The sequence below is a fragment of the Tritonibacter multivorans genome, assembly GCF_001458415.1.
Lineage (GTDB): Bacteria > Pseudomonadota > Alphaproteobacteria > Rhodobacterales > Rhodobacteraceae > Epibacterium > Epibacterium multivorans.
This window is the reverse complement of the sequence record NZ_CYSD01000012.1, coordinates 241,210-254,629: the sequence shown is the minus strand read 5'-3', so window position 1 is coordinate 254,629 and position 13,420 is coordinate 241,210. Positions and strand designations below refer to the sequence as shown.

Below are 13,420 nucleotides of genomic sequence, written 5' to 3'. Positions count from 1 at the left end.
ATCGGAGGTTTTGCCGGATTCATGTTCTGTTTGCGACAATTGGTGAATCAAATTCGACTTGCGCCCCTGCGTAAGCGCTGGTAGCGTTCGTCTCAGCACATGGGAGAACCCGAAACGCGACCTTCGCGTCAGGGTGCCGAAGGAGCAACCGCCCCGGAAACTCTCAGGCCCACGGACCGTGTGCGATTAACACTCTGGAGAGAGCCCGGGTCACCGGGACGCCGAAGGGATAACGATCTCAGGCGCATGGACAGAGGGGGCATCATTTGGGCGCAGTATTGGTCTGCGCGACGAAAGGATGCCGGATGAAATTAGGACAGGTTTATCACTCACGGACTGTTCGCGGAGACAGCGCATGAGCGCGCTCCGGCAGACGCCGCTCCATGCGCTGCATGTGGAGCTTGGCGCCAAGATGGTCGACTTCGCGGGCTACGACATGCCGGTGCAATACCCGATGGGCATCATGGGCGAACACAGCCACTGCCGCGAGAAGGCGGGGCTGTTCGACGTGAGCCACATGGGGCAGGTCATTCTGCGGGCTGGGGACTATGAAACCGTGGCTGCGGCTTTTGAATCCCTGATCCCGATGGATGTTCTGGGCCTTGGCGAAGGGCGACAGCGCTATGGGTTTTTCACCAATGATGCGGGTGGCATTGAAGATGACCTGATGTTCGCCAATCGTGGGGATCATCTGTTTGTGGTGGTCAATGCGGCCTGCAAAGAGGCGGATATTGCCCGGATGACTGCCGCGCTGGAGCCCGGCGTGACCGTCACTCCGGTCACGGATCGCGCCCTTTTGGCCTTGCAGGGTCCGGCCGCCGAAGCGGCGCTTGCCACGCTGTTGCCGGAAGTAGCGGATATGCGCTTCATGGATGTGGCAGATGTGGTCTGGGAGGGCGAAACCCTGTGGATTTCACGCTCTGGCTACACTGGCGAGGACGGTTTCGAAATCTCGGTGCCTGCAGCCAAAGCAGACCCGCTGGCGCGTGCGTTGCTGGCCGATGACCGGGTGGCGCCGATTGGTCTGGGCGCGCGGGACAGCCTGCGTCTTGAGGCCGGGCTTTGCCTGTATGGGCATGACATCGACACCTCCACACGCCCCTACGAGGCAGCGCTGGGCTGGGCGCTCCAAAAGGCGCGTCGCGCGGATGGGGCCCGTGCGGGCGGCTATCCGGGCGCGGATCATGTCTTTGCTGACCGCGCAGCCCTCAGCCGCAAACGCGTTGGCCTGCGCCCCGAAGGGCGTGCGCCCATGCGGGAAGGGGTGGACCTTTTCGCCGGAGCCGACGGGGGCGACCCAATTGGCAAAATCACCTCGGGCGGTTTTGGCCCGACCGTCGGTGGGCCAGTGGCCATGGGATATGTGCCCGCAGAGCTGGCCGAACCCGGCACCAAGATCTTTGGGGCACTGCGCGGCAAGCGCCTGCCTCTTACCGTCACGACACTTCCGTTTGTGGCGGCCAATTTCAAACGTTGAGGTCCCCGCTTGAACACGCGCAAGCGGCTAAACACAGGGAAAATATCATGAAATACACCGAAGAACACGAATGGCTGGTCACCGAAGGCGATATTGTCACAGTTGGCATTACCAAACACGCCGCCGAACAGTTGGGCGATGTGGTCTTTGTCGAACTGCCGGAAGTGGGCACTGAAATCACCAAGGACGAAGAAGTTGTGGTGATTGAAAGCGTCAAGGCCGCGTCCGACATCCTCGCGCCGCTGGATGGCGAAATCGTCGAGGTGAACGACGCCATCGTGGATGCACCGTCGAAGGTCAATGACGACCCGGAGGGCGAAGCCTGGTTCTTTAAGGTCAAGCCAAGCGACCTGTCGCCAATGGACGACTACATGGATGAAGCCGCCTACAAGGACTTCATCGGCTGATCCTGACAGTGCCTGACCGTATGGTCAGGCCGCGCCTGTTCCGCGTCCCGCAAAGGGGCAGGCGCGCCACCGTCCGCCCGAGGCGACTGTTGGTCCTGCGCCTGCGCGGCGCAGTGACCCTTCGTGTCCCCTGTCGACACTTCGGACCCTTTACGCAAGACGATCCCAATGAAGGAGGCCCTCAATGCCCTTCACCCCAACCGAATACCTGCCCTATGACTTTGCCAACCGTCGTCACATTGGCCCATCTCCGCAAGAGATGGAGGAGATGCTGGCCGTGATCGGCGCGGACAGTCTGGACGCGCTGATTGATGAAACACTGCCGAAATCGATCCGCCAGGCGGCTGCTTTGGATTTCGACCGCCCGCTGTCTGAACGCGAGCTGTTGCACCGGATGCGAGAGGTGGCGGGTAAGAACCAGACGCTCACGTCGTTGATTGGTCAGGGCTACCACGGCACCGTGACCCCGCCCGCGATCCAGCGCAATATTCTGGAAAACCCAGCGTGGTACACGGCCTATACGCCGTATCAGCCCGAGATTTCCCAAGGGCGCCTTGAGGCGCTGTTGAACTTCCAGACCATGATCTGTGATCTGACCGGGCTGGAAGTCGCCAATGCGTCACTTCTGGATGAAGCGACCGCCTGCGCCGAAGCCATGACAATGGCGCAGCGGGTGGCAAAATCCAAGGCCAAGGCGTTTTTTGTCGACCGGGACTGCCATCCGCAGAACATTGCCGTGATCCAGACCCGGGCAGAGCCGCTGGGGATTGAGGTGATCGTTGGCAACCCGGACAAGCTGGACGCGGACAAAGTGTTTGGCGCGCTGTTCCAGTATCCCGGCACCTATGGGCATGTGCGTGATTTCACCGATCACATCGCACAACTGCATGAGAACAAAGCCATTGCAGTGGTGTCAGCCGACCCGATGTCGCTGACCCTGCTGAAGGAACCCGGCGCGATGGGGGCGGATATCGCGGTCGGTTCGACCCAGCGGTTTGGTGTGCCGGTTGGGGCCGGTGGACCGCATGCGGCCTATATGGCCTGCCGCGACGCCTATAAGCGGTCCATGCCGGGGCGGATTGTTGGCGTGTCCGTCGACAGCCATGGCAATAAAGCCTATCGGCTGTCGTTGCAGACCCGCGAGCAGCATATTCGTCGCGAAAAGGCGACCTCCAATGTCTGCACCGCGCAGGCGTTGTTGGCGGTGATGGCGTCAATGTATGCGGTGTTCCATGGGCCCAAAGGGCTGAAGGCGATCGCGCAGCGCATCCATCGCAAGACGGTGCGTCTGGCGCAGGGGCTCGAGGAGAACGGGTTTAAGGTTGATCCCAAGGTGTTCTTTGACACCATCACCGTGGATGTGGGCCCGCTACAGGCGGCAGTGATGAAATCGGCCGTAGATGAAGGCATCAACCTGCGTCGCGTCGGAGAGACACGTGTTGGCATTACGCTGGACGAGGCCACGCGCCCCGAAACCGTCGAAGCGGTCTGGCGCGCCTTTGGGATTATCCGCAAGGACGATGATTTTGCACCCACGTACCGCGTGCCCCAAGGGCTGCACCGCAAGACGGATTATCTGACCCACCCGATCTTCCACATGAACCGGGCCGAGACAGAGATGATGCGTTACATGCGCCGTCTTGCAGACCGTGATCTGGCGCTGGATCGGGCGATGATCCCGCTGGGTTCCTGCACCATGAAACTGAATGCTGCGGCCGAGATGATGCCCCTCAGCTGGCCGGAGTTTTCAACCATTCACCCCTTTGCGCCGGCCGATCAGATGGCGGGTTATGCAGAGATGGTGACGGATCTGTCGGCCAAGCTCTGCGATATTACCGGCTATGATGCGATCTCCATGCAGCCAAACTCGGGCGCGCAGGGCGAATACGCGGGGCTGTTGACGATTGCGGCGTATCACCGCGCACGCGGCGAGGGGCATCGCAATATCTGCCTGATCCCCATGTCGGCCCATGGCACCAACCCGGCGTCGGCCCAGATGGTGGGGTGGAAGGTGGTTCCAGTGAAATCGGCTGAAAACGGCGATATCGACCTGGAAGATTTCCGCGCCAAGGCGGAAAAACACGCAGATGCGCTGGCGGGCTGCATGATCACCTACCCGTCTACGCATGGCGTGTTCGAGGAATGCGTCCACGAGGTCTGTGACATCACCCATGAGTTCGGCGGGCAGGTCTATATTGATGGAGCCAATATGAACGCCATGGTCGGCCTGTCGCGTCCCGGTGATCTGGGCGGCGACGTGAGCCATTTGAACCTGCACAAGACCTTTGCCATTCCCCACGGCGGTGGTGGCCCCGGCATGGGCCCGATTGGCGTGAAAGCGCATTTGGTGGCGCATCTGCCGGGTCACCCCGAGGTGGGCGGCACAGAAGGGCCGGTATCCGCAGCGCCCTGGGGGTCGGCGTCGATTTTGACGATCTCCTGGGCCTATTGCCTGATGATGGGGGGCGCGGGACTGACGCAGGCGACCAAAGTGGCGATCCTGTCGGCGAACTACGTGGCCAAGCGCCTCGAGGGGGCCTACGAGGTGCTCTATAAGGGGCCGTCGGGCCGGGTGGCACATGAATGCATCTTGGACACGCGTCCTTTTGCGGACAGTGCAGATGTGACTGTGGATGATGTCGCGAAGCGCCTGATCGACAGCGGTTTTCATGCACCCACCATGAGCTGGCCTGTGGCGGGGACGTTGATGGTGGAGCCAACCGAAAGCGAGACCAAAGCGGAGCTGGATCGTTTCATTGAGGCGATGCTGTCGATCCGCGATGAGGTCAAAGCCATTGAGGCAGGGGACGTGGACCCGGCCAATAATGCGCTGAAGAACGCGCCGCACACGATGGAAGATCTGGTGCGGGAATGGGACCGTCCGTATTCCCGCGAACAGGGCTGCTTCCCGCCGGGTGCTTTCCGTGTGGATAAATACTGGCCGCCGGTGAACCGTGTGGACAACGCCTTTGGGGATCGAAACCTTGTCTGTATTTGCCCGCCGATGGAGGACTATGCCGAGGCGGCGGAGTAAACTGTCAAAAGGAAACGGGGCCTGCGGGCCCCGTTGCTTTTTCGGCCGGTCCTGCGCCTGCGGCTGCGGACGGGCCGCCCCAGTGGCACCCTGACGTGTCTTTCACGCGGTGGCGCGCCGCGCCAGCGGCGCATGGCCCAACGGAAGGTGGTCATCTTTGATGATCCGCCGACGGGCGGGAGCCCCCCGAGCGCGGCGGTTAGCTGTCGGTTTTGAACACGGGGTCGGGATAGCCCACGCGCGCCAGATACAGCCCATGTCCGGGGCAGACCGGGCCACAGGCGGCGCGATCCTGCGCCTCGAGCGCGCTGCGCACGTCGTCGGGTGTCCAGCTGCCCGCTCCGACACGTTCCAGCGTGCCGACAAAGCTGCGCACCTGATTGTGCAGGAAGCTACGGGCACGGACGTGAAAGTGAACCTCGGGCCCCGAGAGCCCCTGAACCTGTTCAATCCGCAGCTCGTCCAGCGTTTTCACTGGGCTTGCCGCTTGGCAGATAGACGACCGGAATGTTGTGAAATCATGCAAGCCCAGCAGGTGGTTGGCCCCTTCCTGCATGGCTTCGATGTCCAGCGCATGGTTGATCTGCCAGACTTGACCTTTGTCGTGGGTTGCAGGCGCGCGGCGCATCAGAATGCGGAACAGATATTGCCGCTCGACCGCCGTAAACCGCGCGTGCCAGTCTTCGTCTACCCGCGCCGCGTCGACAATCGCCACCGGCAGCGGTTTCAGGTGATGGTTCAGCGCCTCGCTCAGTCGGAATGGGTCCCATTCTTTTTGCAAATCACAATGCGCCACCTGACCCAGGCCATGCACGCCTGTGTCGGTGCGCCCGGCTGCCGCAATTGTGTGCGGGCCGGGTTCCAGTTTGCACAGCGCATCCTCGATCGCGCCCTGAACCGAGGGCTGATCTTTCTGCCGTTGCCATCCGGCAAAGGGCTTTCCGTTGTATTCGACTTTGAGGGCAATACGGGGCATGCGCGGGGAGTTACAGGCAAAGCGGCCCCCTAGCAAGGGGCGCGGCGCCCCCTTATGTTGAACGCACCATTCAGAAACGCGGGGCGCACCACAGGTGACAAACAGAATGCAGCCGATCGGGCAAATTGGAGACGCGATTGGCGGGCTCGCTGAAGGTGTCATCCGCCGGGCCGAGGATCTGAGTGACACGCTCACCAGCCCCTTCACTGAGGCGCGTTTGCGTCTGGGGGTCACCGGACTTGCCCGGGCGGGCAAGACTGTGTTTATCACTTCGCTTGTGGCCAATCTGATGGATCGTGGCCGCATGGGGCAGGTCGAAGCGATCCGGGAGGGGCGGATCGAGACTGCCTTTCTACAGCCGCAGCCCGATGACACGGTGCCGCGGTTTGATTTTGAACGCCACCTCGCGGCGCTGACTGGGCCCACGCCGCATTGGCCGGAAAGCACGTCGTCGGTGTCGGAGTTGCGCCTGAGCCTCAAAATCCGTCCCAAAGGGTTTTGGGCAACGGTGTCGGGGCCGCGCATTCTGCATCTTGATATTATCGACTACCCCGGCGAATGGCTGTTGGATCTGGCGCTTCTCGACAAGGATTATGCCGACTGGTCCGCCGACGTTATGGCGCGCCTTCCCGCACGGTCCGAGGCAGCGGCCTTTCTGGACGCGGCTGCCAGGGCGGACGGGGCTGCGGCCCATGATGAGCCTCTTGCCCAAGGTTTGGCGGCCGCATTCACCGACTATCTGCGTGCGGCGCGAAAGGCAGGCTATTACGACTGCACACCGGGGCGGTTTCTGCTGCCCGGCGATTTGGCCGGTTCGCCTGCGCTGACTTTCGCGCCACTGCCTGCGGGATCCAGCCCACGTGGCAGTCTTGCCCGCGAAATGGCGCGCCGGTTCGAGGCTTATAAAACTCGCGTGGTGCGCCCGTTCTTTCAAGAGCATTTCTCGCGTATTGATCGCCAGATCGTCTTGGTCGATTCGCTGAGCGCACTGCATGCCGGTCCGGCTGCGGTCGAGGATTTGCGCCGTGCGATGGGGGATATCCTCACGGCCTTTCGCCCCGGTCGCAATGGCGTGCTGAGCCAGATCCTGCGTGGAAAACGCGTCGAAAAGATCCTCTTTGCGGCCACCAAGGCCGATCACCTGCACCATCAACAGCACCCGCAGATGACCGCTCTGATCGAGGCCCTGACCCGCGAAGCCCGCGATCGGGCCCAGTTTTCGGGGGCCGAGACCGCGGCTCTGTCACTGGCGGCGCTGCGGGCCACAACCGAAGAAATGCGCAGCCACCACGGCAGTGATTTGCCCTGTGTGCGTGGAACCTTGCTGGACACGGGCAAGGCCGCAGCTTTTTACCCCGGCGCATTGCCACGCGACCCAAGCGAAGTGCTGGTGCCTGCCCGCAACGGCGAAGGCGCGTGGCTGGACGGGGACTATCAATCCATGGCCTTTGCCCCGCAGCCGCTGACGTTGCGCCCCGGGGACGGCCCACCGCATATCCGTCTGGATCGCGCCACTGAGTTTTTGATCGGAGATCGACTGTGACCCTATATTTGCGCAACGCCCAACCCACAGATGCGGGAAAACTTGGCGCTATTCTGCACCGCTTTGAGGTGGACACGCCTTGGATGCCCAAAACCCATTGCGAAGCCGAGGCCATCGCCTTTTGTGGCACGATGATCGACCGCGGCTGGGTGACCGTGGCCCTGACCGACCGGGTGGTGGGTTTCCTTGCTCGCGACGGTGGCCAGATATGTTCGCTCTATGTGCACCCGGATATGCAGGGGCAGGGCATCGGCAAGGCACTGTTGGATAACGCCAAATCCACTGAGGGCGAGCTGATGCTCTGGACCTTTCAGGCCAATGAAGGCGCACAGCGGTTTTACCTGCGCGAAGGCTTTGTCGAAAAGCGCAGGACGGAAGGCGACAATGATGAAGGCCTGCCCGATATCCTCTATCGTTGGACCATCGCGCAAGAGCTGCAGATGAAAGAGGCCCTGGCGCAAGAGGACGACGCATGAGCCGAAAACCTGTCGTCTTTGATCTGGAGGATAGCAAAACCGTCCCTTCGGTCGCGGATGCGCCGCCCGTGCCGGAACCGCAGACCGCGCCAGAACAGGAGGCGGCAGCGGACGCAGGGCGTCGCAGCCTGCAAGGGGGATCCGGACTTGGCCGCTGGTTCTGGTCTGTCTTGCTTGGTCTTGTGGGGACGTTGGTGTCGCTGGCAGCGTGGGATTATGCAACCACGCTTATTGCCCGTATTCCGCTGCTCGGCTGGGCTGTGGCTGCGGCGATTGTGGTGCTCCTGGGACTTGCACTGGTGTTCGGGCTGCGTGAACTGGCGGCCTTGTCGCGGCTTCGGCGGACAGACGGGCTGCGACAGCGTGCGGAGGGGGGGCGCAAGGATCTGGATCGCGCCCGGCGAGTTGTCTCTGACCTCGATCGGTTTTACGCGCCGCGAAAGGACCTCGCCTGGGCGCGCGCGCGCCTGTCAGAGCGTCGGGCCGAAGTCCTGGATGCAGATGCTCTGCTGGATCAGGCCGAGGATATTCTGCTGACATCCCTTGATCGGCAGGCACAGGCCGAGGTCGAACAGGCCGCCCGTCAAGTCGCGGCAGTCACAGCACTGGTGCCGCTGGCTCTGGCGGATGTGGTGGCAGCGCTCTTGTCCTCGCTGCGTATGATCCGCCGGATCGCGGAAATCTATGGCGGACGTTCGGGATTCTTCAGCTCTTGGCGGCTGACCCGCGCGGTGTTCACTCATTTGGTGGCGACCGGTGCGATGGCGGTGGGGGATGATCTGCTAGAGCCGATCCTTGGCGGTTCTGTGCTGTCGAAACTGTCCCGCCGGTTTGGCGAAGGTCTGGTCAATGGCGCGCTGACCGCACGTGTCGGTCTTGCGGCGATGGAGGTCTGTCGACCTTTGCCGTTTTCGGCGCGCGCCAAACCATCGACCCGCAAGGTGATCCAAAACGCTCTGACCGGCCTTGTGTCGCGGGACAGCGGCCCCAAGAACTGACGCGCCGCGCTTTTGCGCGGCGCCACGCCCAACGGGAGACGGCCACTGTCAAGTGGCCGCTCGACGGGCGGGAGCCCCCCGCTTGTGGTGCGGCGCTCAGATCAGGCGGGGTGGTTGATCCGCAGGACGGCGGACGTTCTCAACGCCTGCACGGAACCCTTCGCCAATCTTATCCGCCAGATCGCCCCATTGCAGCGCTTGGCGCTCGGTCAGCTCCGCGTGCAGGGTCTCGTGGAACAGCCCCAGCCAGATCGGAAAATGCTCTGGCTTCACATCGGGGCGCGTCAGATGTTCGCGCATGGGAAACCCGTCATAGCCTGGCTCGCGCAGGATTGCATTGCGCCAGAAGGCGGCGATCTTTTCTTCATGTTCCGGCCAGTTCTGAACATGGGCACCAAACACCGGTCCCAGAACCGCATCAGCGCGCACGCGCGCATAGAAGCGTTCGACAACTCGAGAGATTTCACTGCGGGTGATCTGAAACCGGGCGAGGGGATGATCGGTCATGAAAGCTCCTGTCTGCTTGGCCCCTCATGCCACCCTCGCCCCTATTGTGCAACGTGCTTGCGCGGCCTATAAGGCGGCTCATGACCCGCGCACATCTGAACACCGTGGCCATCATTATTCGAATTACCAACCCGGCGCTCTGAACAGACGAGCCGCCGGGCAAAGGTGCTTGAGTGATCGCACCGAACCGAATATCCCCAAACCGACCAGATTTTTCAAAGGACGCCACCGTCATGTGCGCCGACACACCCGAAAATACCCCCGAATACAAAGACACCCTCAATCTGCCCAAAACCGATTTCCCCATGCGCGCAGGCCTGCCCAAGCGCGAACCCGCATGGCTGGAGCGTTGGGAAAAGATCGGGGTCTATGACCGCCTGCGCGAAAAGGAAGGCCGCCAGCCGTTTACGCTGCACGATGGTCCTCCTTATGCCAACGGCCATTTGCACATTGGTCACGCGCTGAACAAGACCATCAAGGACATGATCGTCCGGGCCCATCAGATGATGGGTTTTGATGCGCGTTACGTCCCCGGTTGGGACTGCCACGGCCTTCCGATCGAATGGAAAATCGAAGAGCAGTACCGCAAAAAAGGTAAAAACAAAGACGCCGTTCCTGTGGTCGAATTCCGTCAGGAATGCCGCGCCTTTGCCGACAAATGGGTGAACATCCAGCGCGAGGAATTCAAACGCCTCGGCATCACCGGCAACTGGGCTGACCCCTACCTCACCATGAATTACCATGCTGAGGCCGTGATTGCGGATGAGTTCATGAAGTTCCTCATGAACGGCACGCTCTATCAAGGCTCTAAGCCCGTGATGTGGTCCCCGGTCGAGAAAACCGCCCTGGCCGAGGCCGAGGTTGAATATCACGACAAGGAAAGCTTCACCATCTATGTGAAGTTCAAGGTCTCCAACGCCGATCACAAACACGCCGGTGCCCATGTGGTGATCTGGACCACCACCCCCTGGACCATCCCGTCGAACAAAGCCGTCGTCTTTGGCGAAAACATTGCCTATGGCCTTTACGAGGTCACCGGCACGCCGGAGGAATGCTGGCTGTCCGTCGGCGAAAAATACATTCTCGCCGACAATCTGGCCGCCGATGTGTTCAAAAAGGCTCGCCTGTCCGATGACCAGTACACCCGCGTCGCGGACGTGCCGGTATCTGAGCTGGCCGATGCCCAGCTGACCCACCCGCTGGCGGGTGCCGAAGGCGCCAATGGCGAATGGGACGACATCCGCGACTTCCGCGCGGCAGAATTCGTGACCGACACCGAAGGCACCGGCTTTGTCCACTGCGCGCCGTCCCACGGTATGGAAGAATTCGAGCTTTACCGTGACCTCGGCATGCTCGAACAGGTGATCACCTATAACGTCATGGACGACGGCGGCTTCCGCGCCGACCTGCCGTTCTTTGGCGGCAAATACATCCTGAACCGCAAAGGCGGTGAAGGCGACGCGAACAAAACCGTCATCGACAAGCTGGTCGAAGTCGGAGGCCTGCTGGCGCGCGGCAAGATCAAGCACAGCTACCCGCATTCCTGGCGCTCCAAGGCACCGATCATCTACCGCAACACCCCGCAGTGGTTTGCCGGTGTGGATCGCACGCTCGATGACGGCATGGGCGATTACGGCGACACCATCCGCGAACGCGCCCTGCGGTCGATCGATGAGCTGGTCAAATGGACCCCGCAGACCGGCCGCAACCGTCTGTATTCCATGATCGAATCCCGCCCTGACTGGGTTCTGTCCCGCCAACGCGCCTGGGGTGTGCCGCTCACCTGCTTTACCAAGAAGGGCGCGCTGCCGACCGATGCGGACTTCCTCTTGCGCAACCCCGAAGTAAACGCCCGCATCACCGCCGCCTTTGAAAAAGATGGCGCCGATGTCTGGTACACCGAAGGCTTCAAGGAACAGATCCTCGACGGTCTGGCAGACCCCGAAGCCTATGATCAGGTCTTTGACGTTCTGGACGTGTGGTTCGACTCTGGCTCCACTCACGCTTTCGTTCTGCGCGACCGCGAAGATGGCACCGAGGACGGCATTGCCGATGTCTACATGGAAGGCACCGACCAGCACCGAGGCTGGTTCCACTCCTCGCTGCTGCAGGCCTGCGGCACCAAGGGCCGTGCGCCTTACCGCAATGTGGTGACCCACGGCTTCACGCTGGACGCCAAGGGCATGAAGATGTCCAAGTCGCTCGGCAACACCATCGTGCCGGAAGAGGTCGTCAAACAATATGGCGCTGACATCCTGCGTCTGTGGGTGGCCCAGACCGATTACACTGCCGACCAGCGGATCGGCCCGGAGATCCTGAAGGGCACCGCCGACAGCTACCGCCGTCTGCGCAACACCATGCGCTTCATGCTCGGCTCGCTTGGGGATTTCACCGAAGATCAGCGGGTGGACCCGGCGGATATGCCCGAGCTGGAGCAGTGGGTGCTGCACCGTCTGGCCGAACTGGATCACCAGGTGCGTCAGGGGTATAAATCCTTTGACTTCAATGGTGTCTGGCAGGCGATCTTTACCTTCGCGACCGTGGATCTGTCCTCCTTCTACTTCGACATCCGCAAGGATGCGCTGTACTGCGATGGCGACACGCTGAACGCACGTGCGGCGCGCACCGTTCTGGATATCCTGTTCCACCGCCTCACCACCTGGCTTGCGCCGATCCTGGTTTTCACCATGGAAGAGGTCTGGCTGGAGCGTTTCCCCGGCGACGATAGCTCTGTTCATCTTATCGACATGCCCGACACGCCCCGCGACTGGCTGAACGAGCCGCTGGCGGCGAAATGGGCGCAGATCCGTCAGGCCCGCCGCGTTGTCACCGCCGCATTGGAAGTGCAGCGTGTGGACAAGGTGATCGGTGCCAGCCTCGAGGCCGCCCCGGTGGTCCATATCCGCGACGAAGCTGCGCTCGCGGCGCTGAAATCGGTGAACTTTGCCGATATCTGCATCACCTCCGCGATCAGCCTGACCGGCGACCCGAGCCCGTCTGACGCCTTCCGCATGCCCGAAGTTGATGGTGTGTCGGTGGTGTTTGAAAAAGCCGAAGGCGAAAAATGCCAGCGCTGCTGGAAGATCCTGCCGGACGTCGGCATGACACCGGCCTTCCCCGGTACCTGTGGCCGCTGCGCTGAGGCGCTGGCGGACTAAGCCCGGCCTTACAGCCTGTAGTAAAAGAAAGCCCGGATCGAAAGATCCGGGCTTTTATACAGGAGGCACCATTTGGGAATGGCGGTCTGGCTTTGGGGGTCAGGCTGACAGTCGCGTCAACACATCCTGTACGTTGCTGTATTGGGCGACCGCATCAAGGCTTTGATGCGTGGACAGGGCAGGGGCGTCAGCCTCGCTTGGCTCCATCTCTGATTGGCGGTCCAAAACACTGCGAATGGCGGTTTCCACCGGTGAGGCCGCCACGATCTGCGTTTCACCGCGCATTGGCGCAGGAATGTCGTCACTGGCGGCTTGTTCCTGCGGCGGCGGCGGAGCGCTTTCGTCATGGAGACTTGGCGCGACGTCTTCCTCGGTTGTAATGGCCGGAACAAAGCTGCGACCGCTGCGGGTCGGATCGCTGTCGCGCCCTTCGGCAGAAATATCGTCGCTGAGGAAGTTTGATAACCGTGAGCCCTGAACTTCGTCCTGAGATTCCGGCCGTGTCGGCGCCGCAGCGGTGCTCAGCCCTTCGGGTGGAGCTGGCAATTGAGGCGGTCCAGACGTGGGGCCAAACCCGGATTGTGGAGTCATGTCTTGCCCTTTCAATAATCGTTACGCTGATGCGATCCGCTTATGGCATTTCTACCAAAGGGCCTTTTGGCCGGAATTGGGGCACCCTTTATAAAATGGCAAATAAAGGTGCCAAACCCTGCGTGTCACGGGGCATCCTAAGTGCTTCCATTAAGACAATACCGCAGTCGTTCATAATTCAGAAAGGAAATATGGAAACAAGTTTAACAGAGCAGAGTAAGATTGAGCACGCCCTTTTCGGATAGAAGCGCAA

At 61.4% G+C, this 13,420-nt stretch carries 10 protein-coding genes and 2 riboswitches; of the genes, 7 read left to right on the top strand and 3 right to left on the bottom strand.

Translation table 11 applies throughout. The features are described 5' to 3' along the window. The first annotated feature begins 90 nt into the window (after positions 1 to 90). Positions 91 to 189, top strand: a riboswitch (glycine riboswitch). Between the two features lies 1 nt (position 190). Beyond that, positions 191 to 258, top strand: a riboswitch (glycine riboswitch). Between the two features lie 97 nt (positions 259 to 355). From gcvT to gcvP, 3 genes are all read left to right on the top strand, one after another. Then, positions 356 to 1,477, top strand: a complete 1,122-nt coding sequence (gene gcvT / locus TRM7557_RS02490; protein WP_058288625.1) for a glycine cleavage system aminomethyltransferase GcvT — start codon at positions 356 to 358, stop codon at positions 1,475 to 1,477. Between the two features lie 47 nt (positions 1,478 to 1,524). Then, a complete protein-coding gene (gene gcvH / locus TRM7557_RS02485; protein ID WP_058288624.1) occupies positions 1,525 to 1,884 on the top strand; it encodes a glycine cleavage system protein GcvH in 360 nt (119 codons plus the stop codon). A 184-nt stretch (positions 1,885 to 2,068) separates the two neighbouring features. After that, positions 2,069 to 4,918 (top strand): aminomethyl-transferring glycine dehydrogenase, encoded by a 2,850-nt coding sequence (gene gcvP / locus TRM7557_RS02480; protein WP_058288623.1) that lies wholly within the window; start codon positions 2,069 to 2,071, stop codon positions 4,916 to 4,918. Positions 4,919 to 5,117: 199 nt separating this feature from the next. Here gcvP and truA read toward each other — a convergent pair whose 3' ends face one another. Next, positions 5,118 to 5,894: a tRNA pseudouridine(38-40) synthase TruA gene (truA, locus tag TRM7557_RS02475; protein ID WP_058288622.1), complete on the bottom strand. Its 777-nt coding sequence runs from the start codon at positions 5,892 to 5,894 to the stop codon at positions 5,118 to 5,120. Positions 5,895 to 6,000: 106 nt separating this feature from the next. On the opposite strand from truA, the gene TRM7557_RS02470 reads away from it, so the two are divergent. From TRM7557_RS02470 to TRM7557_RS02460, 3 genes are read left to right on the top strand one after another with little or no spacing between them, the layout of a single operon-like run. Then, positions 6,001 to 7,437, top strand: a complete 1,437-nt coding sequence (locus TRM7557_RS02470) for a YcjX family GTP-binding protein (protein WP_058288621.1) — start codon at positions 6,001 to 6,003, stop codon at positions 7,435 to 7,437. After that, entirely contained in the window at positions 7,434 to 7,913 is a 480-nt protein-coding gene (locus TRM7557_RS02465; protein ID WP_058288620.1) for a GNAT family N-acetyltransferase, read from the top strand. Before TRM7557_RS02470 ends, TRM7557_RS02465 begins: the two co-directional genes overlap by 4 nt. Continuing rightward, entirely contained in the window at positions 7,910 to 8,911 is a 1,002-nt protein-coding gene (locus TRM7557_RS02460; RefSeq protein WP_058288619.1) for a YcjF family protein, read from the top strand. Before TRM7557_RS02465 ends, TRM7557_RS02460 begins: the two co-directional genes overlap by 4 nt. Positions 8,912 to 9,007: 96 nt before the next feature. Here TRM7557_RS02460 and TRM7557_RS02455 read toward each other — a convergent pair whose 3' ends face one another. Beyond that, positions 9,008 to 9,418 (bottom strand): group III truncated hemoglobin, encoded by a 411-nt coding sequence (locus TRM7557_RS02455; RefSeq protein WP_058288618.1) that lies wholly within the window; start codon positions 9,416 to 9,418, stop codon positions 9,008 to 9,010. Between the two features lie 233 nt (positions 9,419 to 9,651). On the opposite strand from TRM7557_RS02455, the gene ileS reads away from it, so the two are divergent. Next, positions 9,652 to 12,576, top strand: coding sequence for an isoleucine--tRNA ligase (gene ileS / locus TRM7557_RS02450; RefSeq protein ID WP_058288617.1), 2,925 nt, complete (start codon positions 9,652 to 9,654; stop codon positions 12,574 to 12,576). A gap of 99 nt (positions 12,577 to 12,675) precedes the next feature. On the opposite strand, the gene TRM7557_RS02445 is transcribed toward ileS, so the two are convergent. Then, positions 12,676 to 13,167: a hypothetical protein gene (locus TRM7557_RS02445; RefSeq protein WP_058288616.1), complete on the bottom strand. Its 492-nt coding sequence runs from the start codon at positions 13,165 to 13,167 to the stop codon at positions 12,676 to 12,678. Positions 13,168 to 13,420: the final 253 nt, after the last annotated feature.

Excerpts from the sequence above, each read along its gene's own strand:
- gcvT (WP_058288625.1), top strand. The coding sequence starts at position 356 with ATGAGCGCGCTCCGGCAGACGCCGCTCCATGCGCTGCATGTGGAGCTT.
- gcvH (WP_058288624.1), top strand. The coding sequence starts at position 1,525 with ATGAAATACACCGAAGAACACGAATGGCTGGTCACCGAAGGCGATATT.
- gcvP (WP_058288623.1), top strand. The coding sequence starts at position 2,069 with ATGCCCTTCACCCCAACCGAATACCTGCCCTATGACTTTGCCAACCGT.
- truA (WP_058288622.1), bottom strand. The coding sequence starts at position 5,894 with ATGCCCCGTATTGCCCTCAAAGTCGAATACAACGGAAAGCCCTTTGCC.
- TRM7557_RS02470 (WP_058288621.1), top strand. The coding sequence starts at position 6,001 with ATGCAGCCGATCGGGCAAATTGGAGACGCGATTGGCGGGCTCGCTGAA.
- TRM7557_RS02460 (WP_058288619.1), top strand. The coding sequence starts at position 7,910 with ATGAGCCGAAAACCTGTCGTCTTTGATCTGGAGGATAGCAAAACCGTC.
- TRM7557_RS02455 (WP_058288618.1), bottom strand. The coding sequence starts at position 9,418 with ATGACCGATCATCCCCTCGCCCGGTTTCAGATCACCCGCAGTGAAATC.
- ileS (WP_058288617.1), top strand. The coding sequence starts at position 9,652 with ATGTGCGCCGACACACCCGAAAATACCCCCGAATACAAAGACACCCTC.
- TRM7557_RS02445 (WP_058288616.1), bottom strand. The coding sequence starts at position 13,167 with ATGACTCCACAATCCGGGTTTGGCCCCACGTCTGGACCGCCTCAATTG.